Consider the following 21199-nt stretch of genomic DNA (forward strand, 5'->3'; position numbering starts at 1 on the left):
CTTTCCCTTCCGATGGGTTCACTCCACTCGGTACGGCTCCGCCCGCTCCTTCGCGAGGGTGAGGCCCAGTCCGGGTGCCCCGTCGGCGCCCGGGGAAATGCTGCCGCCGCCCGGGTCGAGGACCCCGTCGAAGAGCAGCCGCTCGATGCGGACATGGTCGTGGAACCACTCCAGGTGGCGCAGGTTGGGCACCGCGGCGGCCGCGTGGGCGTGGGCGCCCGGCGCGCAGTGGCCGGAGATGTCGATGCCGTGCGCGTGGGCGAGCGCGGCGGCGCGCAGCCAGACGGTGATGCCGCCGCACCGGGTGACGTCGGCCTGGAGGCAGTCGACGGCCCCGGCGGCGATCAGGTGCGCGAAGTACGGGAGCGTGTAACCGTATTCACCGGCCGTGACGTCCATCGGGAGCCGGTGGCGCAGGTCGGCGAGGGTGGTGAGGTGGTCGGAGGAGACGGGTTCCTCGAACCACGTCACCCCCGAGTCGGCGAGCGGGGCGGCGATACGACGGGCCTGGCCGCCGGTGTAGGCGCCGTTGGCGTCCACGTACAGCTCCGCGCCGGCGCCGATGCTCGCCCGTGCGCGGGCGACGCGTGCGAGGTCGCGGTCGATGCGGTGCCCCCAGGACTCCCCGATCTTGATCTTCACGCGGGGGATGCCCGACTCCTGTGTCCACGCGCGCAGTTGGCGGTCCTGCCGCTCGGCGTCGTAGGTGGTGAAGCCGCCGCTGCCGTAGACCGGTACCTCGTCGCGGGCGGCGCCGAGCAGCCGGACGAGGGGCAGGCCGAGGAGGCGGGACTTGAGGTCCCACAGGGCGAGGTCGACGGCGGAGATCGCCTGGGCGGCCACGCCGGGCAGTCCGGCGTTGCGCACGGCCCGGAGCATCTCCTCGTTTACGCGCGGCACGTCGAGGGCCGGGCGGCCGGTGACGGTGCCGGTGAGCAGTTCGCGGACCAGGTGGGCGGTGGCGGGGTGTAGCCGAGCCCGGTGGTGGTGCCGCAGCGGGCGGTGACCAGGACGAGGGTGGTGCTGTCCCAGGCGAGGGTGCCGTCCGCCTCGGGGGTGTCGGTGGGCACGGTGTAGACGGCGGTGTCGAGCGCGTCGATGGCCGGCAGGTCGCTCATGCGGGGCTCCTCAGGCGCGGCGCCGCAGCAGGCGCAGGCCGAGCGCGGCGCCCGCGGGCAGGGCGGCGGCCGTCGCCCAGCGGGCCGCGCGGGATGGCGGGGAGGGGCGGTCGGCCAGGCGCTCGGGGTGGTCGCTGGGCAGGTTGCCGTCGAGGGCGAACGCCAGGACCTCGGCGAGGTGCAGCGCGCGGCGGCCGGTGCCGCCCTCCTCGATCTGGGTACGGCAGCTGAAGCCGTCGGCGAGGACGAGGCTGTCGGGGGCGGCGCCCCGCACGGCGGGCAGGACGCCCTGTTCGGCGACGGCCATCGAGACCTCGTGGTGGCCGCGTTCGAAGCCGAAGTTCCCGGCGAGCCCGCAGCAGCCCTCGTCGAGGACGTCGGCGTCGAGGTGGGCCCGGCTCATGAGGGTGCGGTCGGCGTCGTACTTCATGATGGCGTGCTGGTGGCAGTGGGTCTGTACGACGGCCTGCCGGGCGAGCCCGGGCGGTCGCCAGTCGTCCGGGGCGTGGTGGACGAGCTGTTCGGCGAAGGTGCGGAACTGCCCGGCGAGGCGCTCGACGTCCTGGTCGCCGGGGAGCAGTTCGGGGGCGTCGGCGCGGAAGACGGCGGTGCAGGAGGGTTCGAGCCCGATCACCGGGGTGCCGGCCTCCAGGTAGGGCGCGAGCACGTCGAGGGTGCGGCGCAACACCCGTTTGGCGGTGGCTAGTTGACCGGTGGAGATCCAGGTCAGGCCGCAGCACACCGGCTCGGTGGGGACGGCGACCCGGAAGCCGGCGTCCTCCAGGACGCGGACCGCCGCACGCGCGATCGCGGGGTGGAAGTAGCTGGTGAAGGTGTCCGGCCACAGCAGGACCGTGCGCGGGTCGGCGGAGTCCGGCCGCTCGCCGGCACGGGCCCGCCACCACTGCACGAAGGACTCCTCGGCGAACACGGGCGCCTGGCGGGCCCCGTCCACCCCGGCCAGCAGCTTGCCCGCGCGGGCCAGACCGGGCGCGTGCAGCACGGAGTTGACCAGCGACGGCGCGACGCGGGACAGCCGGGCCCAGAGCGGGAGCCAGCCCAGGGCGTAGTGCGCGGCGGGCCGGAGGCGGCCGGCGTAGTGGTGGGCGAGGAACTCGGCCTTGAGGGTGGCCATGTCGACGCCGGTCGGGCAGTCGGACTTGCAGCCCTTGCAGGCCAGGCACAGGTCGAGGGCGTCGTGTACGGCGGTGGAGCGCCAGCCGTCCTGGACGGCGGAGTCGGCGTGCCCGTTGAGCATCTCGAACAGCAGCCGGGCCCGGCCGCGCGTGGAGTGCTCCTCCTCCCGGGTGGCCCGGTACGAGGGGCACATCACCCCGCCCGAGTGGCTGCGGCAGTTGCCGATGCCGACGCAGCGCAGCACCGCGCGGTTGAAGGAGTGTTCGTCCTCGGGGAAGCCGAAGTGGGTGTCGGGGGTGTCCGGCCGCCAGCCGGTGCCGAGGCGCAACTGCCCGTCGACCGGCTGGGGTCGGACGATCTTGCCCGGGTTCATCCGGTCGTCCGGATCGAAGAGGGCCTTCAGCTCGCCGAAGGCGGTGACCAGGCGTTCGCCGAACATCCGGGTCAGCAGCTCGCCCCGGGCCTGCCCGTCGCCGTGCTCGCCGGACAGCGAACCGCCGTAGGAGGCCACGAGGTCGGCGGCACGCTCCACGAAGCGGCGGAAGTCGGCCACCCCCTCGGCGGTCCTGAGGCCGAAGGGGATGCGGGTGTGCACACAGCCCTGTCCGAAGTGGCCGTACAGGGACGGGTGGTCGTAGTCGAACTCCTCGAACAGCCCCTTGAGGTCGCGCAGATAGTCGCCGAGGCGCTCGGGCGGTACCGCGGAGTCCTCCCAGCCCTCCCAGGTCTCCCGGTCGTCCGGCGGGCGCGCGGTGACGCCGAGTCCGGCCTCGCGGGCCTTGAGCATCTTCTGCTCGCGCTCGGGGTCGTCGGAGAAGGCGACGTCCCCGGCCTTCTCGTCGCGGCCGACGGCGCGCAGCAGGGCGTGCGCCTGCTCGTCGACGTCCTCCTGGCTGTGGCCGCTGTACTGCACCATCAGCCAGCTGTCGCCCTCGGGAAGGACGTTGAGGGAGTCGAGGTAGGCGCCCTCCTCGCGCATCAGCTGGGCCATGCGCCCGTCCAGGGCCTCCAGTTGGCTGGGCGAGCAGTGCTCCAGGAGGCGGGGGACGTCGTCGGCGGCGGCGCAGATGTCCTCGTAGCCGAGGACGAGCAGCGACTGGTACGGCGGCACGGGCACGAGGTCGAGTTCGGCGCGCAGTACGGTCACCAGGGTGCCCTCGCTGCCGACGAGCGCCTTGGCCACGTCGAAGCCGTTCTCGGGCAGCAGGGAGTCGAGGTTGTAGCCGGAGACGCGGCGCGGGATCTTCGGGTAGCCGCGGCGGATGTCGGCCAGGTAGTCGGTGGCGATGCGGTCGAGGCCGGCGTAGATGTCGGCGAGCCGGCCGCCGCCGGCGATGATCCGGTCCCGCTCGGCGGGCGGGGTGGGGCCGACCCAGGCGCGCTGGCCGTCGTAGGTGAGGATCTCCAGGCGCCGGACGTTGTCGACGGTCTTGCCGTAGGCCTGTGCGGAGGCCCCGCAGGAGTTGTTGCCGATCATGCCGCCGAGGGCGCAGTGGCTGTGGGTGGACGGCTTGGGGCCGAACTGGAGGTGGTGGCGGGCGAGTTGCCCGTTGAGTTCGTCCAGGACGATCCCGGGCTCCACCACACAGGTGCGCCGCTCGGCGTCCACGGTGATCAGACCGGTGCAGTACTTGCTCCAGTCGATCACCACCGCGGTGTTGGTGGACTGCCCGGCCAGGCTGGTGCCGCCGCCCCGGGACAGGACGGGGACGGCGAAGCGCGCGCACACCGAGACCGCGCGGGCGCCCGCCTCCACGGTGCGGGGGACGACGACGCCGAGAGGTACCTGCCGGTAGTTGGAGCCGTCGGTGGAATAGGCGCCGCGGCTGCCCGCGTCGAAGCGGATCTCGCCGTCCACCTCCGCTCGCAGTGCCGCCGCCAGAGCGGCCAGGTCGGCCATGACGCCGACGCCGCCCACGTCACCAGGGATCATCCCGTGCTCCTCGTGTCCGCCGGACCGCCTTCCCGGACCGCCTGCCCGGGCGGGCCCTCCGGCTGCCTTCCGGGCCGCGTGCCGAGTACCCGCGAGTTGTTCAGGCAAAGCTGAACAGTTCCGGCTGGACAGTCGCTCCTGACGGACCTAGGGTGGCCGGCATGGAAGACATCTCCGACGCGGCCGTCCGGGCGGCGCGCGACCTGCGGGTGGCGTTCAGCCGGCTGCGGCGCCGCATCCGTGAGGTCGCCCAGGACGCGGACCTGACTCCGTCGCAGGAGTCGGCGCTGAGCCTGGTCGGCAAGCACGGCGCGGCCACCGCGAGCGCGCTGGCCGCCGCGGAGGGGGTGCGCCCGCAGTCCATGGCCACCACGCTGGCCGCCCTGGAGCAGCACGATCTGATCCGCCGCGCCCCCGACCCGGACGACGGCCGCCGCCAGCTGGTCACCCTCACCGACGCCGGCCGGGCCCGCGTCGAGGGCAACAAGCAGGTGCGCGAGGAGTGGCTGGCGCGCGCCTTCCAGGACCGGTACAGCGACGAGGAGCGGCAGACGATCCTGGTGGCGCTGGAGCTGATGCAGCGGCTGTCGCGGCCGTGACGGCGCGGCTCACCCCGTACCGCGCCCCCGCACGGCCGTTTCCCCGTCTCCCCTCTTCCGGCCGCCTCTCTCCTGAAAACCCCTGAACAACCCCTCGAAAGGCCTGACCGACTCATGTCGCTCACCACGCTCGACCCCCGTACCGCCCTCGTCGTCATCGACCTCCAGCACGGCATCGTGGGCTCCCCCACCCAGCCGCACTCGGGCGCCGACGTGCTGTCCCGCTCGGTGGAGCTGGCCGAGGCGTTCCGCGCCCGGAACCTGCCCGTCGTCCTGGTCCGGGTGTCCTTCGCCGCCGACTTCTCCGACGCGATGCCCGGCCGCACCGAGCAGCAGGGCGGCGGCGCGGCCTTCCCGGAGGGTTGGGACGTCATCGTCGACGAGCTGACCGGCCACCCCGGCGACATCCAGGTCACCAAGCACAACTGGAGCGCCCTGTTCGGCACCGATCTGGACGTGCAGCTGCGCCGCCGCGGCGTCACCCAGATCGTGCTGACCGGCATCGCCACCAGCATCGGCGTCGAGTCCACCGCGCGGGACGCCTACGCCATGGGCTACCACGTCACCCTGGCCACCGACGCGATGGCCGACCGTGACGCGGCGACGCACGCGCACAGCGTCGAGAAGATCTTCCCGAAGCTGGGCGAGACCGGCACGACGGCGGAGATCCTGGAACTGCTGGCCAAGACGCACGGCTGAGTACGGGGGCCGGTCATCGCGGCGGCCCGGTTCCCTCGCCTGTGCGAGGGGCCGGGCCGTTCCGGTTGTCCGGGGCGCGAGGCCGGTTTTCCGGGGCGCGCGAGGTCCGTTCCCGGGGGCGCGAGCCGGAGCCGTTCCGCTCAGTCCTCGCCGCGCACGATGATGTCCTCGGTGCGTTCCCCCCGCTCCCCCCGCTGCCGGGCCCCGGTGCGGTCCAGGACGGCGGGAAGGCAGGTACGCACCCCCCGGTCCCGTCGGCTGTGCGCCTGCGCCCACCCGGTCTCGGCCTCCGGTATGCCCGGTTTCCCGGTCGTCTGCGCGATCACGTCGTGTCCTCCACCCTCTGCTGGTGCGGTCGGCGGGACCATGGCCGCGGCCCCGCGGGCCTGCGGTGAACCATCCCGCCCTGATATCCGCCCGGCGCGGCCGTGAACCCGGCCGCCCGACGGCGGTCGGTTCAGGTGCGGCCGCCGCCCCCGCCGCCGAAGGACCCGCTGGAACCGGGCGACCAGCGCGGACGGCTCTGGTCGTCGGCGCGCCGGGAGCGGATGTTGCCGAGCTGGTGCGGGGTGAGCCGCTCGCTCTCCTCGGCGGCCCTCGGCACGTCGCGGGGTTCGCGCATCTCGCTGGTCTCGCGGACCGGGCCCGACGGCGGCAGCTTGGGCTGCTCCTCCGGGCGCGGCGGGGCGGGCTCGCGCTGGCGCACCTTGAAGCCCAGCCGGAACGCCCAGATCAGTCCGGCGACCAGGACGACCCCGGCGGCCAGGACGAGGACGTAACCGAAGACCTGCCTGCTGGTGGCCGCTTCGTACATGGCAGTGTTCATGGGCGCCGGGTACCCGGGACGAGCGGACGGATTCCCGCGCGGGAGTCCGGGTGCCGCCTCGGGCCCCTCAGCCCGCCGGCGGTCTCTCCTCCTGCCCCGCGGCGGCGCGCTCCACCTCGGCCTCGACGTCGGCGCGCGGGCGGCCCGTCTCCTTCGCGTACTCGTTCAGCGCGCTCTGCGCGTCGCGGGCGAGGTCGCGCCAGGCGCGCAGGGCGGTCTCGTAGGTGCCCGACTGGGCGCCGGTCATGCCGCGTTCGGCCGGCGGGCCATAGGTCTCGCGCAGGTCCTCGACCGTGGTGTGGGCCGCGTCGGCCGCCCGCTGCTTCTGCACCAGTTCTTCGAAGGTGTGTGCCACCCCATCGAATCTAGGCGCGGACCGGTCGGCGCGCCTGTCCAACCCGCAACCATGCCCTCCGACACGCCGGACGGCGCCCGACCGGTCCCTCCTGACTCGAAAGCCCCCGAACACAACTTCACCCATGCGTTCCGCACGGTGTTCTCGTGACAGACGTGACTGTCCGCGACCAGGTGACTCCTGCGAGTGTCTAGCCGTCACCCAGGAGGAGGGGCGGAACAGGCGCATGGACAAGCGGTACGAGGTGTACGCGCTCGCCGACGGGCACTTCTACGACACGCCCGACCGGCTCTCCGCGGCCGGCGCCGCGGCTCCGTCGCTGTTCGCGACGGCGTGTCGCACCGTCCCGGACGGCTGGCGCGCCGCGCGCAGCGGCGACTGGCTGACGCTGACCCCGCTCGGCACGGACGGCGCGCCGCTGCCGATGCCGGCCCAGGGCTGGAAGATCCACTCCTCGGCGACCGCGGCGAACGCGGAGGAGATCGCCGGCATCGTGTGGGACTACTGCGTGCCGCGCCACATCCCCTTCAAGTTCATACCCGGCCCGCATCTGCTGCACCTGCGCAACGCCAAGTACGCGGGCCGCGACAGCAGCGGCAAGTTCGTCACGATCTACCCCTCCGACGAGATACAACTCCAGGTGATCCTGGAGGAGTTGGGGGCGCTGCTGAAGGGCCGGCAGGGGCCGTACATCCTCACCGACCTGCGCTGGCACGAGGGCCCGCTCTACGTCCGCTACGGCGCGTTCACCCGCCGGTACGTCGTCGGCGAGCGCGGCACGCTGGTCCTGGCGGTGGCGGACGACACCGGCACGCTGGTCCCGGACCGCCGGGCGCCGTCCTTCCAGGTGCCGGCGTGGGTGACGCTGCCGGAGTTCCTGCGGCCGCATCTCCAGGCGCGCAACACGACGACGGTGGGCGAGCTGCCCTACCGCGTCGAGAAGGCGCTGCACTTCTCCAACGGCGGTGGCGTGTACGTGGGTTCGGACCTGCGGGACGGGCGCCGGGTGGTGCTGAAGGAGGCCCGTCCGCACGCGGGGCTGGCCGCCGACGGGGCGGACGCGGTGACCCGGCTGGAGCGGGAGAAGGCGGCGCTGGAGCAGGTCGCGGGGACCGGGGTGGTGCCCGAGGTGCGGGACTGGTGCACGCTCGGCGACCACCGGTTCCTGGTGATGGACTTCCTTCAGGGGCGGCCGCTCAACTCGTTCTTCGCCGAGCGGCATCCGCTGCTGACCGCCGATCCCGATCCGGCGAAGGTGGCCGCGTACACGGCGTGGGCGCTGCGGATGTACGCGGCGGTGGAGCGGGCGGTGGCGGCGGTGCACGCGCGCGGGCTGGTCTTCAACGACCTGCATGTCTTCAACATCATGGTGGCGCCGGACGAGGAGTCGGTGTTCCTCATCGACTTCGAGGCCGCCGCCCCGGCCGCGGAGAACGCCCGGCAGACCGTGGCCCACCCCGGCTTCTTCGCGCCGCCGGACCGGCGCGGCACGGACGTCGACCGCTACGCGCTGGCCTGTCTGCGGCTCGCCCTGTTCCTGCCGGTGACCACGCTGTTCGTGGTGGACCGGGGCAAGGCGGCACACCTGGCGGACGTGATCGCCGGAGAGTTCCCGGACGTGCCGCGCGCGTTCCTGGACGAGGCGGTCGCGGAGATCACCCGGGACATCGGGGAGCGGCCGGGGTCCGAGGTGACCGGGGAGATACCGGGGTCCGAGACGACCGGCGAGCGGCCGGTCCGCCGGAGCCGGCCGGCGCCGCCGGTGGTGCCGGGCGACTGGCCGGACAGCCGGGACTCGATGGTGAAGGCGTTGCTCGCGTCCGCCACGCCCGAGCGCGACGACCGGCTGTTCCCCGGTGACATCGCCCAGTTCTCGGACGGCGGCGGCCTCGGGCTCGCGCACGGCGCGGCCGGGGTGCTGTACGCCCTGCACGCCGCGGGCGTCGACCGCTACGAGGAGGGCGAGCGCTGGCTCCTCGACCACACCGCCCCGCCGCCGCCCGGCACGCCCCTCGGCCTGTACGACGGACTCGCGGGCGTGGCCCTGGTCCTGGACCGACTCGGGCACCGGCAGCGGGCGCTGGACCTGGTCGACGGCATCCTGCGGGAGAACTGGCAGGGCCTCTCCGCCGACCTGCACGGAGGTCTCGCGGGACTCGGCCTGGTCCTGGACCAGCTCGCCTCCACCACCGGCGAGCCGGAGCTGCGAAACCGCGCCGCCGAGGCCGCCGGCATCCTCGTACGACGCCTCGCCGAGCCGGTGCCCGAGACACCGCGCCGCCGGGCCGGGCTGCTGCGGGGCGCCACCGGGCCCGCGCTGTTCCTGCTGCGGCGCCATGAACTGACCGGAGACGAACAGACGTTGGCCTGTGCGGCGGAAGCGCTGCGCCGGGACCTGGCGATGTGCGTCCGCCAGGAGGCGACCGGCGGCCTTGAGGTCGACGAGGGCTGGCGGACACTGCCGTACCTCGGCGACGGCAGCGCGGGGATCGGCATGGTCCTCGACGACCTGATCGCCGCCCGGGCACCCGATCCGGAAGGCGGGTTCGAGCGCGCCCGGGACGGCATCATCGCCGCCGCCACCTCCCGCTTCTACGCCCAGCCCGGTCTCTTCCAGGGCCGCGCCGGTCTCATCCTGCATCTCGCCCGCAGCGGTGCCCCGGGGGCCACCCCCGAACGGCTGGCGGGGCAGATCGACGGGCTCGGCTGGTTCGCGATGAGCTATGCGGGCCAACTGGCCTTCCCCGGGCACCAGATGATGCGCCTGTCCATGGACCTCGCCACCGGGACGGCGGGCTGTCTGCTCGCCCTCGCGTCGGCCCTGGACGACGGCCGCACCGCGCACCTGCCCTTCCTCCCGCCGCCACCGGCGGCCCTCACACGCGGCTCCGCGAACTGACGGAGTCGTGACACAACCCCGTCCCCATATCAATGGAAAGGACCATCACCATGGCGCTTCTCGACCTTCAGGCCCTGGAGTCGGACGAGCACAACGACAGCGGCGGCGCGAGCACGCTGAGCCTGCTCTCCTGTGTCTCCGCGGCGAGCGTGCTGCTCTGCCTGTGACCGGGCGCTGAAACCACGGCTCCGGGCGACCTGCGCAGGCCGCCCGGAGCCTTCCCGTACGCGGCCTTCCGGTACGCGGCCTTCCGGTACGCGGCCATTCCGTACGAGCCAGTGAGGCGGCAGCTCATGACCTCCGATCTTCCCGACCGTCTGCCGCGTGCGGTGCTCCGCGACGGCGGGGCCCGTGCCGCCGCGCTGGGCCTGGTGAGCGCGGCGGCGACGGGCGCCGGTCTGCTGCTGCCGGCCGCGCTCGGCCACACCCTGGACCTGCTGCTCGCGCACGCCCCCGCCACCCGCTGGCTGCTGCGCTGTGCGGCCCTGGTGCTGCTGACCGCCGTCCTGGAGGCGGGCACGGAGGTGCTCGCGGGCACGCTCGGCGCGGCGTCCACGGCCTGGCTGCGCCGTCTGGTGACCACGCATGTGCTGGCGCTGGGACCGCGCGCCACGGCCCGGTTCGGCGCCGGGGACCTCGTGGCGCGGCTGGTCGGCGGCGCCGCGCAGGCCGGGACGGCGCCGGGCGCGGTGGCCGCGCTGCTCGCCGCGCTCGCCGGGCCCGTCGGGGGCGTGGTGGCGCTCGGCCTCATCGACCCGTGGGCGGCGGGCGTCCTGCTGGCCGGCGCGCCGGTGCTGGCGCTGCTGCTGCGCGCCTTCACGCGGGACACCTCGGCCTCCGCGGCCGAGTACCTGCGGGCGCAGGGCACGATCGCGACCGCGCTCGCGGAGGCGGTCGGCGGGCACCGTACGATCCGCGCCGCGGGTGCCGAGGACCGCGAGACCGGCCGGGTCCTCGCGCCGCTGCCCGGACTGTCCGCCGCGGGGCACCGGATGTGGCGGGTGCAGGGGCGGGCCGCGGCGCAGGCGGTGGCCGTGGCGCCGCTGCTGAACCTGGCCGTGCTGGCGGTGGCCGGGCTGCTGCTGGTCCGACACCGGCTGTCCGTCGGCGAGTTGCTGGCGGCCTCCCGGTACGCGGTGCTCGCCACCGGAGTCGGCGTCCTCGTCGGACAGTTGGCCACGCTCGGCCGGGCCCGCGCGGCGACCGGCCGGCTTGCCGAGGTGCTGTCCGAGCCCGCGCCCGCGCACGGCACGCGAGAGCTGCCGCCGGGCCCCGGCCGACTGGAGCTGCGGGGGGTACGGGCCGGACGCGGCGGGCGCACCGTGCTGGACGGGGTGGACCTCGTGGTGCCGGGCGGCACCGTCCTGGCCGTGGTCGGCCGGTCCGGCACGGGCAAGTCCCTGCTCGCGGAGGTGGCCGGGCGGCTCACCGACCCGGACGCGGGCGAGGTCCGCCTCGACGGCGTGCCGCTGCGCGACCTCAGCCGTTCCGCGCTGCGCCGCGCGGTGGGTTACGCCTTCGAACGCCCCGCGCTGCTCGGTACGACGATCGAGTCCGCGCTCGGCTTCGGCCTCGCCGCCCCCTCCCCCGCGGCCATCCGCACGGCCGCCCGCCACGCCTGCGCCGACGACTTCGTGCGCCGCCTCCCGGACGGCTACGCCACCCTCCTGTCCGACGCCCCCCGCTCCGGCGGCGAGTCCCAACGCCTCGGTCTGGCCCGCGCGTTCGCCGGCGGCGGCCGCCTGCTGATCCTCGACGACGCCCTCTCCAGCCTGGACACGGTCACCGAACACCGGATCACCCACTCGCTGCTCGCCGCCGACGGCCCGACCCGTCTGCTCATCGCCCACCGCGCGACGACCGCGGCGCGCGCGGACGTGGTGGCGTGGCTGGACGGGGGCCGGGTGCGGGCGGTGGGGCGGCACGAGGAGCTGTGGGGGAACGCGGAGTACCGGGCGGTGTTCGGGAGTGGAGAGGGCGCGGCGAAGGGGACGGGGGACACTCCGGAGCCGGAGCCGGGGCCGGAGGACGAGTCGGAAGACGGGCCGGCGGCGGGCCGGACCGCGACGGCGCGAGACGAGGGGAGACCGGGGCGCGTGACGAAGGCAAAGGCGCGACGGGCGTGAGCGGCGTGCGAGCGGGGCGCGCGGCGCCGTGGCCGGGGTCCTCGCGGGCCCGGTGGCCGGAGCTGTTACGGGTGCCGTGGACGGTGGCGGTCCGGCTCGCCGGATGGTCACTGCTGGAGGCCGGGCAGACCTTTCTGCTCGGGTACGCGCTGGCGCGGGCGTTGGATGCCGGGTTCCTGGCCGGGGACACCCGGGTGGGGCTGCTGTGGCTCGGGGGCGCGGGGCTCGCCGTGGCGGCCGGGGCGTACGGGACGGGCCGGGTGTACGGCGCGGTCGCGGCGCTCGTGGAGCCGGTGCGGGACCGGCTGGTGACGGCGGTGGTGGCGCGCGGGGTGCGCGAGGCCGACGCCGGGGCGTTGTCCGGGCTCACCCAGCAGGTGGAGCTGGCGCGGGACGCCCTCGCCGGGGTGGTGCTGGTGTCCCGGTCGTTCCTGTTCACCGCCGTCGGGGCGCTGATCGGCCTGTGCTCCCTCGACCCGCTGCTGCTGGCCGTCGTCGTACCCCCGCTGCTGGCCGGAACGGCCCTCTTCGCGGCGGCGCTGCGGCCGCTGGCCCGCCGTCAGGAGGCGTTCCTCGCGGCGGACGAGGCGCTGGCGGAGGAACTCGCCACGGTGTGCCCGGGGTTGCGGGACGTCACCGCGGCCGGGGCGGAGGCGCGCGTCGCCACGCGCGCCGGAGAGCTGATCGGGATCGAGCAGCGGGCCGCGCGGGCCCTGGCCCGGCAAGGCGTGGCCCGGGTGGCGGCGCTGGCGGTCGGCGGGCAGCTGCCGGTGGTGCTGCTGCTCGCCACCGCGCCCTGGCTGCTCGGCCACGGCGTCACCCCAGGCGCCCTGGTCGGCGCGCTCGCCTACGTCACCCAGTCCCTCCTGCCCGCCCTCCAGAACCTCGTCCACGGCCTCGGCACCAGCGGCTCCCGCCTGACGGTGGTGCTGCGCCGGCTGACGGCACCGGCGCGAGAGCACCGGTCGGGCGACCGGCCGACGGCGGCCTCGCCGACCGGACAGCCGCCCGGCGGGGGCGGCACCGGGCACCTCGGGGAAGGGCCCGGAGCGACGAGCCTGCCGTCGGAACCGGGGCGCCGGAACACCCGCCCCGGCGGCGAACACGCCCCCGCCCTCTCGCTGACCGCCCTCTCCTTCTCCTACGGCCCCGCGAGCGAGCCCATCCTCGACGGCTTCACCCTCGACGTGCCCGCGGGCGCGCACCTGGCCGTCGTAGGTCCCAGCGGTGTCGGCAAGTCGACCCTCGCCGCGCTGGTGGCCGGGCTGCTGCGGCCGGGCCGGGGCTCGATCCGGATGTACGGACACGACGTGCCGGGGCCCGGCGCGGCCGCGCTGCGCGTGCTCGTGCCGCAGGAGGCGTACGTCCACGGCGGCACCCTCGCCGAGAACCTGGCCCTGTACCGCGACACCCCGGCGCCCGAGGCGGAGTTGCTGGCGGCGGCCGAGGCCGTCGGGGCGGGGCCGTTGCTCCGCGCACTGGGCGGACCCGGTGCCCTGGTCGACCCGGCGGCCCTGTCGGCCGGTGAACGGCAGCTCATCGCGCTGACCCGGGCCTACCTCTCCGCCGCCCCGCTCGTCCTGCTGGACGAGGCGACCTGCCATCTCGACCCGGCGGCGGAGGCACGCGCCGAACACGCGTTCGCAGCACGCCCCGGCGGCACGCTGGTCGTCGTGGCCCACCGGATCAGCTCCGCCCGCCGCGCCGACCGGATCCTGGTCATGGACGGCGCGCACACCGCCTGCGGCACCCACGAGACCCTGCTGCGCACCTCCGCCCTCTACCGTGACCTGGTCGGCAACTGGACGGCGTCCCCGGCCCGCTGACCCCACGGCGCGCACGCCCCCTCGAAGGCCGGCGCGCCACCGCTACGGCGCCCGCGCGCCGGCGCTTTCGCCCCTACACCCACGCGCCACCGCGAAGGGCCCGCGCACCCGCCCGGAAGCCGTCACACCCACCCCTCCCCCCGCGATATCCGGATCGCGTCGACCCGGTTCCGCGCCCCCGTCTTCCTCGTGATCGACGCCATGTAGTTCCGCACCGTCCCGTGCGAGAGGTGCAGGCTCCCCGCGATCTCCGCGATCGACGCACCCCCCGCCGCCAGCGACAACACGCTCAGCTCCCGTCTCGTCAGCGGGATCTGCGCCGCCCTGAGGAAGCCGAAGCCCAGCGAGGAATCGACGAAACGTTCCCTCTCGGCGGCCGAGCGGATGGCGCGGACCAGGCGGTCCGGGGAGCCCGCCTGGTCGACGAAGCCGAGTGCGCCGGCGTCCGCGGCGCGTTTGAGTAACCCGGGTCGGTTGGCGTGGGCGAGGACGACCAGGGCCGGGGGACGGCCGCCGATGCCGGGCGGACAGAGATCGGTCAGCGGCGGCATCCCGTTGCCCTCGGCACAGTCGAGGTCGGCCGCGCAGACATCGGGGCACAGGGTCCGCACCCGGGCCGCGGCGCCGCGCCATGGTGTGTCCTCCACGTCCAGGCCGGGCTCCCGGCGCAGCCATTCCGCCAGGACTGATCGCACCAGACACGCATCGTGCACCAGTAAAACCCGGATCACTGTCCGCCCCCCTAGGCTCGCCGTCATTTCATCTGCACCGTGAAGATCCTGTGGCCGTTCCCCGGCTGTCGTGCGCGTGCCCCATTGTTGGCGGCTGTCACCCTTCGCGGGCGCGGAGAACCAGCCATCAGGTTGCGCGGGGGCGCACGCAAGGGGCTCGTACGCCGTCGCGCGCAACGGTTGCGGTGGCATGGCGGGGGTCGGCGGGGGTACTTGGCCGCGTTCACCGCCCGGCGGCTCCGGGAGCGCGCGTCGCGGTCCGCTCCTGTGCACGATCTGCTCGCCGCACCCGGGTCGCCGCACCGGAATGAATACGTTCAGTAATCGACCAACAGCGGTCGGTTTAGCACCCATGTCGGACGACATGCTTCAGCGGATCTACACATTGAATACTCAACCAGGTCACCGCAGTCAGCGCTTCTGCACATCCCCGCGCCCTCGGCCCGCCCCGGGCGGGCACCGTGGCGGCGGCGCCGCCCGAGGCAAGCCCGTGGTCGCGGCGATGCCGTGCCGCATGTGAAAAAGTCGCCGACAAGCCGTGCCCACGCCTGCACGGATACCCCCCGTCATGGATCAAGTTCCCTGGTGAGGGCCCTGGTTGATTGGAAGCCCGCCCGGCCCGCGTGCTTTGATCCTTCGCACCGCGGGGGGCCTGCGGGCCCCGGTCACGGAGCCCGCCGCCCGCGGCCGCGGCCGTCCGTCTGTTTACCGGAGGGGGCCGCTCCCCCCTTGTGAATATCCATATGAAGGGAAGTTCCATCATGAACTCCACCCCCCAGGTCGAGACCGCCGAGATCGCCGACGCCGAGCTGGACGCCGTCTCCGGCGGTCTTCAGCTGAACGCCCTCAACACCGTGACCGGCGCCGTCAACGGCATCGCCCCGGTTTCCGACCTGGCCAACACGGCCATCGGCACGGTCGAGGGTGTCACCGGCCTGAACGTGGCCCCGGTCACCGGCCTGGTCGCCGGTCTCTGACCGAGCCTCCTTGTACCCGTCGGTCCCGGAGCCTTCCCCGGCTCCGGGGCTCTCGGGCGTCCCGAAACACCAGCGACTCCCCCACAGGTGAGGGAAGTTCCGTGCAGTTCCGCCAACAGGCCCTCGCCAAGCTCCAGTCGCCCCAGGAGCTGGACCTCCCGGTGCGGCTCGCCCGCCCGCAGGGCCGGCTCGCCCTCGGCGTCACCCTCGCCGTCATGGCCGCGGCCTCCTTCTGGGCGGTGACCGGCTCGGTCGCCGCCACCGTGAACGCGAGCGCCATCCTCACCCACGGGCAGGGCAGTTACGTGCTCCAGAGCCCCGTGGCGGGGCAGGTGACGGCCGTCCTCGCCCGGCAGGGCCAACAGCTGCCCGCGAACGCCCCGGTGATCAAGGTCCTTACCCCGCAAGGGGATTCGGTCGTCCGCACGGTCGCCGCGGGCCGGATCACCACGCTCGCCGCCGCCATCGGACAGATCATCCGCACCGGCACCGACGTGGCCGCCGTCGAGAAGGTCGCCCACGCGGACGACCCGCTCTACGCGACCGTGTACGTGCCCGCCGAGAACGCCGCCGCCATCCCGGAACACGCCTCCGTGGACCTCACCGTCTCCTCCGTGCCGGCGCAGCGCTACGGCGTGCTGCGCGGCCAGGTGCGCTCGGTGGACCGGACCGCGCAGTCCGCCCAGTCGATCGCCGCCTTCCTCGGCGACAGCCAGCTCGGCCGGCAGTTCACCCACGGCGGCCGCCCGGTCGCCGTGACGGTCCGGCTGGACGGCTCGCGGGAGACCAGGAGCGGTTACCGGTGGTCGACCGCGGCGGGGCCGCCGTTCCGGCTGGACTCCATGACCCTCGCCTCCGCCTCGATCCGGCTGGCCGACCAGCACCCCGTCGATTGGCTGCTTTCGTGACGTCCGCTCCGCAGGAGACCCGCGGCCGCAGACGCGCCGCCCCCGCCCGGCGCCCGGCCCCCAAGTCCCGTACCGGCACGGTCCGTACGCCCACCGTGCTCCAGATGGAGGCCGTCGAGTGCGGCGCCGCCGCCCTCGCGATGGTCCTCGGCCACTACGGCCGTCACGTCCCGCTGGAGGAGCTGCGCATCGCCTGCGGTGTCTCCCGGGACGGTTCGCGCGCCAGCAACCTGCTGAAGGCGGCGCGCGGTTACGGCCTGACCGCCAAGGGCATGCAGATGGACCTGGCCGCCCTCGCCGAGGTGCGCGCCCCGGCCATCCTGTTCTGGGAGTTCAACCACTACGTCGTCTACGACGGCATGGGCCGCCGCCTCGGCAGGCGCGGCATCTACCTCAACGACCCCGCCAAGGGCCGCCGTTTCGTGCCCCTGGAGGAGTTCGACGGCAGCTTCACCGGTGTCGTCCTGGTGCTGGAGCCCGGCGAGCAGTTCACCCGGGGCGGGCGCCGGCCGGGCGTGCTCGGCGCCCTGCCGGCCCGGCTGCGCGGCACCGCGGGCACGCTGCCCGCCGCGGTGCTGGCCAGTCTGCTGCTGGTCGCGGTGGGCGCGGCCGTACCGGCGCTGAGCCGCACCTACATCGACACGTTCCTGATCGGCGGTCAGACCTCCCTGCTGGGCGTGCTGTTCGCCTCGATGGCCGCCTGTGTGCTGCTCACGCTGGCGCTGACCTGGCTCCAGCAGGCCAATCTGCTGCACGGACGGATCATCTCCTCCACCCTGACCAGCGCCCGCTTCCTGCGCCATCTGCTGCGGCTGCCGGTGACGTTCTTCGCCCAGCGCTCCCCCGCCGACCTCGTGCAGCGCCTCCAGTCCAACGACCAGGTGGCGGAGACGCTGGCCCGCGACCTCGCGGCGGCCGGCGTGGACGCGATCGTGGTCGTGCTGTACGCGGTGCTGCTCTACACCTACGACCCGCAGCTGACCTTCGTCGGCATCGGCGTGGCCCTGCTGAACATCGCCGCCATGCGACTGGTCGTGCGGCTGCGCGCGACGCGTACGGCCAAGCTGCGCGCGGACACCGCCCGGCTGACCAACACGGCCTACACCGGCCTTCAGTTGATCGAGACGATGAAGGCGACCGGCGGCGAGGACGGCTACTTCCGCAAGTGGGCCGGGCAGCACGCCGCCACGCTGGAGGAGCAGCAGCGGCTCGGGGTGCCGAGCGCGTGGCTCGGGGTGGTCGCCCCGGCGCTGGCCACGTTCAACAGCGCGCTGATCCTGTGGATCGGTGGTCTGCGCGCCGTCGAGGGACATATCTCGGTGGGTCTGCTGGTGGCCTTCCAGGCGCTGGTCACCCGCTTCACCGCGCCGCTGACCCGGCTCAACGGGGTGGCGGGCCGCATTCAGGACTTCGCGGCCGACGTGGCACGGCTGAAGGACGTGGAGAACTTCCAGGCCGACCCGCTCTACGCCCGGGGCGGCTCCGGTGACTCCACCCGCCGGCTGCACGGCCATGTCGAGCTGGAGAACGTCACGTTCGGTTACAGCCCGCTGGACAAGCCGCTGCTGACCGGCTTCGACCTGACCGTGGGCCCCGGACAGCAGGTGGCGCTGGTGGGCGGCTCGGGCAGCGGCAAGTCCACGGTGTCCAGGCTGATTTCGGGCCTGTACACCCCCTGGGACGGGGTGATCCGCATCGACGGCCGGCGCCTGGAGGACATCCCGCGCGGCGCGCTCGCCGCCTCCGTCTCCTTCGTGGACCAGGAGGTGTTCCTCTTCGAGGGCTCGGTCCGCGACAACGTCGCCCTGTGGGACCCGTCGATCCCGGACGAGGCGGTGGTCGAGGCACTGAAGGACGCCGCCCTGTACGAGGTGGTGGCGCGCCGGCCCGGCGGCATCCACGGCGAGGTGGCGCAGGACGGCCGCAACTTCTCCGGCGGCCAGCGCCAACGCCTGGAGATCGCACGGGCGTTGGTGCGCCGCCCCAGCATCCTGGTGCTGGACGAGGTGACCAGCGCGCTGGACGCGGAGACCGAGCTGGTGGTGATGGACAACCTGCGCCGGCGCGGCTGCGCCTGTGTGGTGATCGCGCACCGGCTGAGCACGGTCCGCGACAGCGACGAGATCGTCGTGCTCCAGCACGGCGCCGTGGTCGAACGCGGGCGGCACGAGGAGCTGGTGGCGCGCGGCGGCGCGTACGCGGCGCTGGTCAGGGAGCGTTGATGACGTCTGTTCAGGAGGGTTACGACGGGGACCTGGTGCTCGGCGCGCTGGGCGCGCTCGGCGCCCGGGTCGACTGCGCCGGGTTCACCCGCCTCGACCTGGAGGGGCCCCAGACGCTGTGGCTGGTGGCGGCCGGCGCCCTGGACCTGTTCGCGGTGGACGCCGCCGGGCAGGGCCACTGGCACCACCTGGGCCGCCTGGAGGCGGGCGCGCTGCTGCTCGGCCCGGTCGCGGGCCCCCAGCACACCCTGGTGGCCCGCCCGGTGCGGGACTGCGTGGTGCACCGGGTGAACCTGCGCGAGCTGTACCAGCCCGCGGGCACCCAGACCTGGTCGTACGACGAGTACGGGCGGCCGCAGTACGTGCCGCCGGCGTCCAGCCCGCTGGAGTACGCCCTCGCGCTCGGTGTCGGCCGCGGCCTGTCCGTCCTCTTCCAGGCGCCGCTGGCCGAGGAGCGTCCCGAAGTCCCCACGGACGACGACGTGTTCTGGATGCAGGTGCCGCCCGGAAGCGTCCAGTACGGCTCCCTGTACGGCGCCGAGGCCGCCGCCGATCTGCTGATGGACCCGGCGCTGTGGCAGTCGATGGTCGACCAGCAGTACCGGCTGCTCAGCGGGCTGGACCGCTGGATCGAGCAGTTGGAGCGCAGCCACGAGACCCGGACGGCCGCCGGGATCAAGGCGGGTGAGGCGGCGGGCGCCCAGGCGGACCGCACCCTGCTGGCCTCGATCGGCCGCCGCTCGGGGCGCCGTACGACGGCCGCCGACGCCGATGCCACCTACGCGGCCTGCGCGTTGGTCGCGCGGGCCGCCGGGATCACGCTCGCCGAACCCGCGCGGAGCGGTACGGAGAACGAACGCCTCGATCCGGTCGAGCGGGTGGCCCTTTCCTCCCGGGTGCGCACCCGTGCCGTACGCCTCGAAGGCCGGTGGTGGCGGGAGAACGTGGGCCCGCTGGTGGGGCGGCGGGCGCTGTCCGGGGCGCCGGTCGCCCTGCTGTGGCGGCGCGGCGGCTACGCGGCCGTCCATCCCGGCACCGGCCGGGAAACCTCCGTCGGCAAGGCGAACGCGCAGGAGTTCGAGCCGCGCGCGGTGATGTTCTACCGGCCGCTGCCCGACAAGGCCCTCTCCCCGCTCGGCCTGCTCCGGTTCACGCTGAGCGGCGCCCGCGGCGACCTCGCCGGCCTGCTGCTCGCGGGTCTGGTGACGGTGGCGATCGGCGCGCTGGTGCCCATCGCGACCGGCAAGGTGCTCGGCGAGTACGTGCCGAGGGCCGAGGAGGGCCTGATCGTCCAGGTGTGCCTGGCGGTGATGGTCAGCGGAGTGGTGTCCGCGGCGTTCACGCTGCTGGAGAACCTGTCGATCCTGCGCCTGGAGGGCCGGGTCGAGGCGGCGCTGCAACCGGCTGTCTGGGACCGGCTGCTGCGGCTGCCCACCCGGTTCTTCACCCAGCGCTCCACCGGCGAACTGGCCAGTGCGGCCATGGGGATCAGCGCGATGCGCCGGATGCTGGCGGGCGTCGGCCCGGTGGTCGCCCAGTCGGTGACGGTCGGCGCGATGAACCTCGGACTGCTGCTGTGGTACAGCGTGCCGATGGCACTCGCGGCGATCGGTGTGCTGGTCGTCATCGCGGCCGTGTTCCTGGGGCTCGGGCTGTGGCAGGTGCGCTGGCAGCGGCGCCTGGTGGTGCTCGGCAACCGGCTGAACAACCAGGCGTTCCAGACCCTGCGCGGGCTGCCCAAGCTGCGCGTCGCGGCCGCCGAGAACTACGCGTACGCCGCCTGGGCGCGGGAGTTCGCGCGCGGCCGGGAACTCCAGCAGCGCGCCGGGCGGATCAAGAACCTCACCGCGGTCCTCGGCGCGGTCTACCTGCCGGTGTGCTCGCTGCTGATGTTCATGCTGCTGGCGGGACCGGCGAGGGGCACGCTGTCGGCGGCGGACTTCCTCACCTTCAACACCTCGGTGACGATGGTGCTGACCTCGGTCACCCAGCTGACCGGCTCTCTGGTGTCGGCGGTGGCGGCGCTGCCGCTGTTCGAGGAGATCCGGCCGGTCCTGGAGGCCGCCCCGGAGGTCCGCGCCGCGAGCACCCGCCCCGGCCCGCTCTCCGGCGCGCTGGAGGCCCGCCGGCTGTCCTTCCGGTATACCGACGACGGCCCGCTCGTCCTGGACGACGTCTCCTTCGCGGTGCGGCCGGGCGAGTTCGTGGCGGTCGTCGGCCCGAGCGGCTGCGGCAAGTCCACGCTGCTGCGGCTGCTGATCGGCTTCGACCGGCCGGTCTCCGGCAGCGTCCTGTACGACGGCCAGGACCTCGCGGCACTGGACCAGTCGGCGGTGCGCCGCCAGTGCGGGGTGGTGCTCCAGCACGCCCAGCCGTTCACCGGCTCCCTCCTGGACGTCATCTGCGGCACCGAGCCGTACACCCCCGAGGAGGCGATGGCGGCGGCCGAGATGGCGGGCCTCGCGGAGGACATCAAGCGCATGCCGATGGGCCTGCACACCATCGTCTCCGGCAGCGGCTCGGTCTCCGGCGGGCAGCGCCAGCGGCTGATGATCGCCCAGGCGCTGATCCGCCGCCCCCGCGTCCTCTTCTTCGACGAGGCGACCAGCGCCCTGGACAACGACACCCAGCGCATCGTCATCGACAGCACCCGCAAGCTGAACGCCACCCGCGTCGTCATCGCCCACCGGCTGTCCACGGTGCTGGACGCGGACCGGGTGATCGTGATGGAGGAGGGCCGGGTGGTCCAGCAGGGCAGCCCGGCCGAACTGCTCGCGGACACCGCGGGACGCCTGCACGAACTGGTGCGACGGCAGCTGACCTAAGGTCTTCAGAGAGGTGCC

General features: G+C 74.1%; 15 protein-coding genes and 1 pseudogene. 10 read left to right on the top strand and 6 right to left on the bottom strand.

What is annotated here, in order from left to right; all coding sequences use genetic code 11:
• Window positions 1-18 precede the first annotated feature (18 nt).
• Window positions 19-1118: pseudogene (locus AB0927_RS27160) on the bottom strand (enolase C-terminal domain-like protein).
• A gap of 10 nt (window positions 1119-1128) precedes the next feature.
• A complete protein-coding gene (locus tag AB0927_RS27165; protein ID WP_366670391.1) occupies window positions 1129-4155 on the bottom strand; it encodes an FAD-linked oxidase C-terminal domain-containing protein in 3027 nt (1008 codons plus the stop codon).
• 194 nt (window positions 4156-4349) lie between these two features.
• Between AB0927_RS27165 and AB0927_RS27170 the strand changes: the two genes are divergently transcribed.
• Together AB0927_RS27170 and AB0927_RS27175 are read left to right on the top strand one after the other, a co-directional pair.
• Window positions 4350-4787 (top strand): MarR family transcriptional regulator, encoded by a 438-nt coding sequence (locus AB0927_RS27170; protein ID WP_366670343.1) that lies wholly within the window; start codon window positions 4350-4352, stop codon window positions 4785-4787.
• A gap of 114 nt (window positions 4788-4901) precedes the next feature.
• Window positions 4902-5486 carry an isochorismatase family protein gene (locus AB0927_RS27175; protein ID WP_366670344.1) on the top strand — a complete coding sequence of 195 codons (585 nt, stop codon included), beginning with the start codon at window positions 4902-4904 and terminating at the stop codon, window positions 5484-5486.
• 140 nt (window positions 5487-5626) lie between these two features.
• On the opposite strand, the gene AB0927_RS27180 is transcribed toward AB0927_RS27175, so the two are convergent.
• The 3 genes from AB0927_RS27180 to AB0927_RS27190 all read right to left on the bottom strand — a co-directional run bounded on the left by AB0927_RS27180 (window position 5627) and on the right by AB0927_RS27190 (window position 6667).
• Complete coding sequence (locus AB0927_RS27180; protein WP_366670345.1) at window positions 5627-5812, bottom strand: hypothetical protein; 186 nt, start codon at window positions 5810-5812, stop codon at window positions 5627-5629.
• A 131-nt stretch (window positions 5813-5943) separates the two neighbouring features.
• Complete coding sequence (locus tag AB0927_RS27185; protein ID WP_366670346.1) at window positions 5944-6312, bottom strand: DUF6479 family protein; 369 nt, start codon at window positions 6310-6312, stop codon at window positions 5944-5946.
• 67 nt (window positions 6313-6379) lie between these two features.
• Window positions 6380-6667, bottom strand: coding sequence for a hypothetical protein (locus tag AB0927_RS27190; protein ID WP_366670347.1), 288 nt, complete (start codon window positions 6665-6667; stop codon window positions 6380-6382).
• A 226-nt stretch (window positions 6668-6893) separates the two neighbouring features.
• On the opposite strand from AB0927_RS27190, the gene lanKC reads away from it, so the two are divergent.
• From lanKC to AB0927_RS27210, 4 genes are all read left to right on the top strand, one after another.
• Window positions 6894-9566 carry a class III lanthionine synthetase LanKC gene (gene lanKC / locus AB0927_RS27195; protein ID WP_366670348.1) on the top strand — a complete coding sequence of 891 codons (2673 nt, stop codon included), beginning with the start codon at window positions 6894-6896 and terminating at the stop codon, window positions 9564-9566.
• Between the two features lie 50 nt (window positions 9567-9616).
• Window positions 9617-9733 (top strand): SapB/AmfS family lanthipeptide, encoded by a 117-nt coding sequence (locus AB0927_RS27200; RefSeq protein ID WP_366670349.1) that lies wholly within the window; start codon window positions 9617-9619, stop codon window positions 9731-9733.
• Window positions 9734-9859: 126 nt separating this feature from the next.
• Window positions 9860-11692 carry an ABC transporter ATP-binding protein gene (locus AB0927_RS27205; RefSeq protein ID WP_366670350.1) on the top strand — a complete coding sequence of 611 codons (1833 nt, stop codon included), beginning with the start codon at window positions 9860-9862 and terminating at the stop codon, window positions 11690-11692.
• Window positions 11693-11775: 83 nt separating this feature from the next.
• Window positions 11776-13518 carry an ATP-binding cassette domain-containing protein gene (locus AB0927_RS27210; RefSeq protein WP_366670392.1) on the top strand — a complete coding sequence of 581 codons (1743 nt, stop codon included), beginning with the start codon at window positions 11776-11778 and terminating at the stop codon, window positions 13516-13518.
• A 122-nt stretch (window positions 13519-13640) separates the two neighbouring features.
• Here AB0927_RS27210 and AB0927_RS27215 read toward each other — a convergent pair whose 3' ends face one another.
• A complete protein-coding gene (locus tag AB0927_RS27215; protein WP_366670351.1) occupies window positions 13641-14249 on the bottom strand; it encodes a response regulator transcription factor in 609 nt (202 codons plus the stop codon).
• A gap of 761 nt (window positions 14250-15010) precedes the next feature.
• On the opposite strand from AB0927_RS27215, the gene AB0927_RS27220 reads away from it, so the two are divergent.
• The 4 genes from AB0927_RS27220 (at window position 15011) to AB0927_RS27235 (ending at window position 21181) form a co-directional block, all read left to right on the top strand.
• On the top strand, window positions 15011-15226 hold the full coding sequence (locus AB0927_RS27220; RefSeq protein WP_366670352.1) for a type A2 lantipeptide: 216 nt from the start codon (window positions 15011-15013) through the stop codon (window positions 15224-15226).
• Between the two features lie 101 nt (window positions 15227-15327).
• A complete protein-coding gene (locus AB0927_RS27225) occupies window positions 15328-16134 on the top strand; it encodes an HlyD family efflux transporter periplasmic adaptor subunit (protein WP_366670353.1) in 807 nt (268 codons plus the stop codon).
• Window positions 16131-18356 carry an NHLP family bacteriocin export ABC transporter peptidase/permease/ATPase subunit gene (locus AB0927_RS27230; RefSeq protein WP_366670355.1) on the top strand — a complete coding sequence of 742 codons (2226 nt, stop codon included), beginning with the start codon at window positions 16131-16133 and terminating at the stop codon, window positions 18354-18356. Before AB0927_RS27225 ends, AB0927_RS27230 begins: the two co-directional genes overlap by 4 nt.
• Window positions 18356-21181 (top strand): NHLP bacteriocin export ABC transporter permease/ATPase subunit, encoded by a 2826-nt coding sequence (locus AB0927_RS27235; protein ID WP_366670356.1) that lies wholly within the window; start codon window positions 18356-18358, stop codon window positions 21179-21181. The genes AB0927_RS27230 and AB0927_RS27235 overlap by 1 nt, the downstream gene beginning before the upstream one ends.
• The last annotated feature ends 18 nt before the right edge of the window (window positions 21182-21199 follow it).

Origin of the sequence: Streptomyces sp. NPDC048106 (genome assembly GCF_040706415.1) — a bacterium.
Classification (GTDB): Bacteria; Actinomycetota; Actinomycetes; order Streptomycetales; family Streptomycetaceae; genus Streptomyces.

Coding starts and splice junctions, on each gene's coding strand:
- AB0927_RS27165 (WP_366670391.1), bottom strand. CDS start 4,155: ATGGCCGACCTGGCCGCTCTGGCGGCGGCACTGCGAGCGGAGGTGGAC.
- AB0927_RS27170 (WP_366670343.1), top strand. CDS start 4,350: ATGGAAGACATCTCCGACGCGGCCGTCCGGGCGGCGCGCGACCTGCGG.
- AB0927_RS27175 (WP_366670344.1), top strand. CDS start 4,902: ATGTCGCTCACCACGCTCGACCCCCGTACCGCCCTCGTCGTCATCGAC.
- AB0927_RS27185 (WP_366670346.1), bottom strand. CDS start 6,312: ATGAACACTGCCATGTACGAAGCGGCCACCAGCAGGCAGGTCTTCGGT.
- lanKC (WP_366670348.1), top strand. CDS start 6,894: ATGGACAAGCGGTACGAGGTGTACGCGCTCGCCGACGGGCACTTCTAC.
- AB0927_RS27200 (WP_366670349.1), top strand. CDS start 9,617: ATGGCGCTTCTCGACCTTCAGGCCCTGGAGTCGGACGAGCACAACGAC.
- AB0927_RS27205 (WP_366670350.1), top strand. CDS start 9,860: ATGACCTCCGATCTTCCCGACCGTCTGCCGCGTGCGGTGCTCCGCGAC.
- AB0927_RS27220 (WP_366670352.1), top strand. CDS start 15,011: ATGAACTCCACCCCCCAGGTCGAGACCGCCGAGATCGCCGACGCCGAG.
- AB0927_RS27235 (WP_366670356.1), top strand. CDS start 18,356: ATGACGTCTGTTCAGGAGGGTTACGACGGGGACCTGGTGCTCGGCGCG.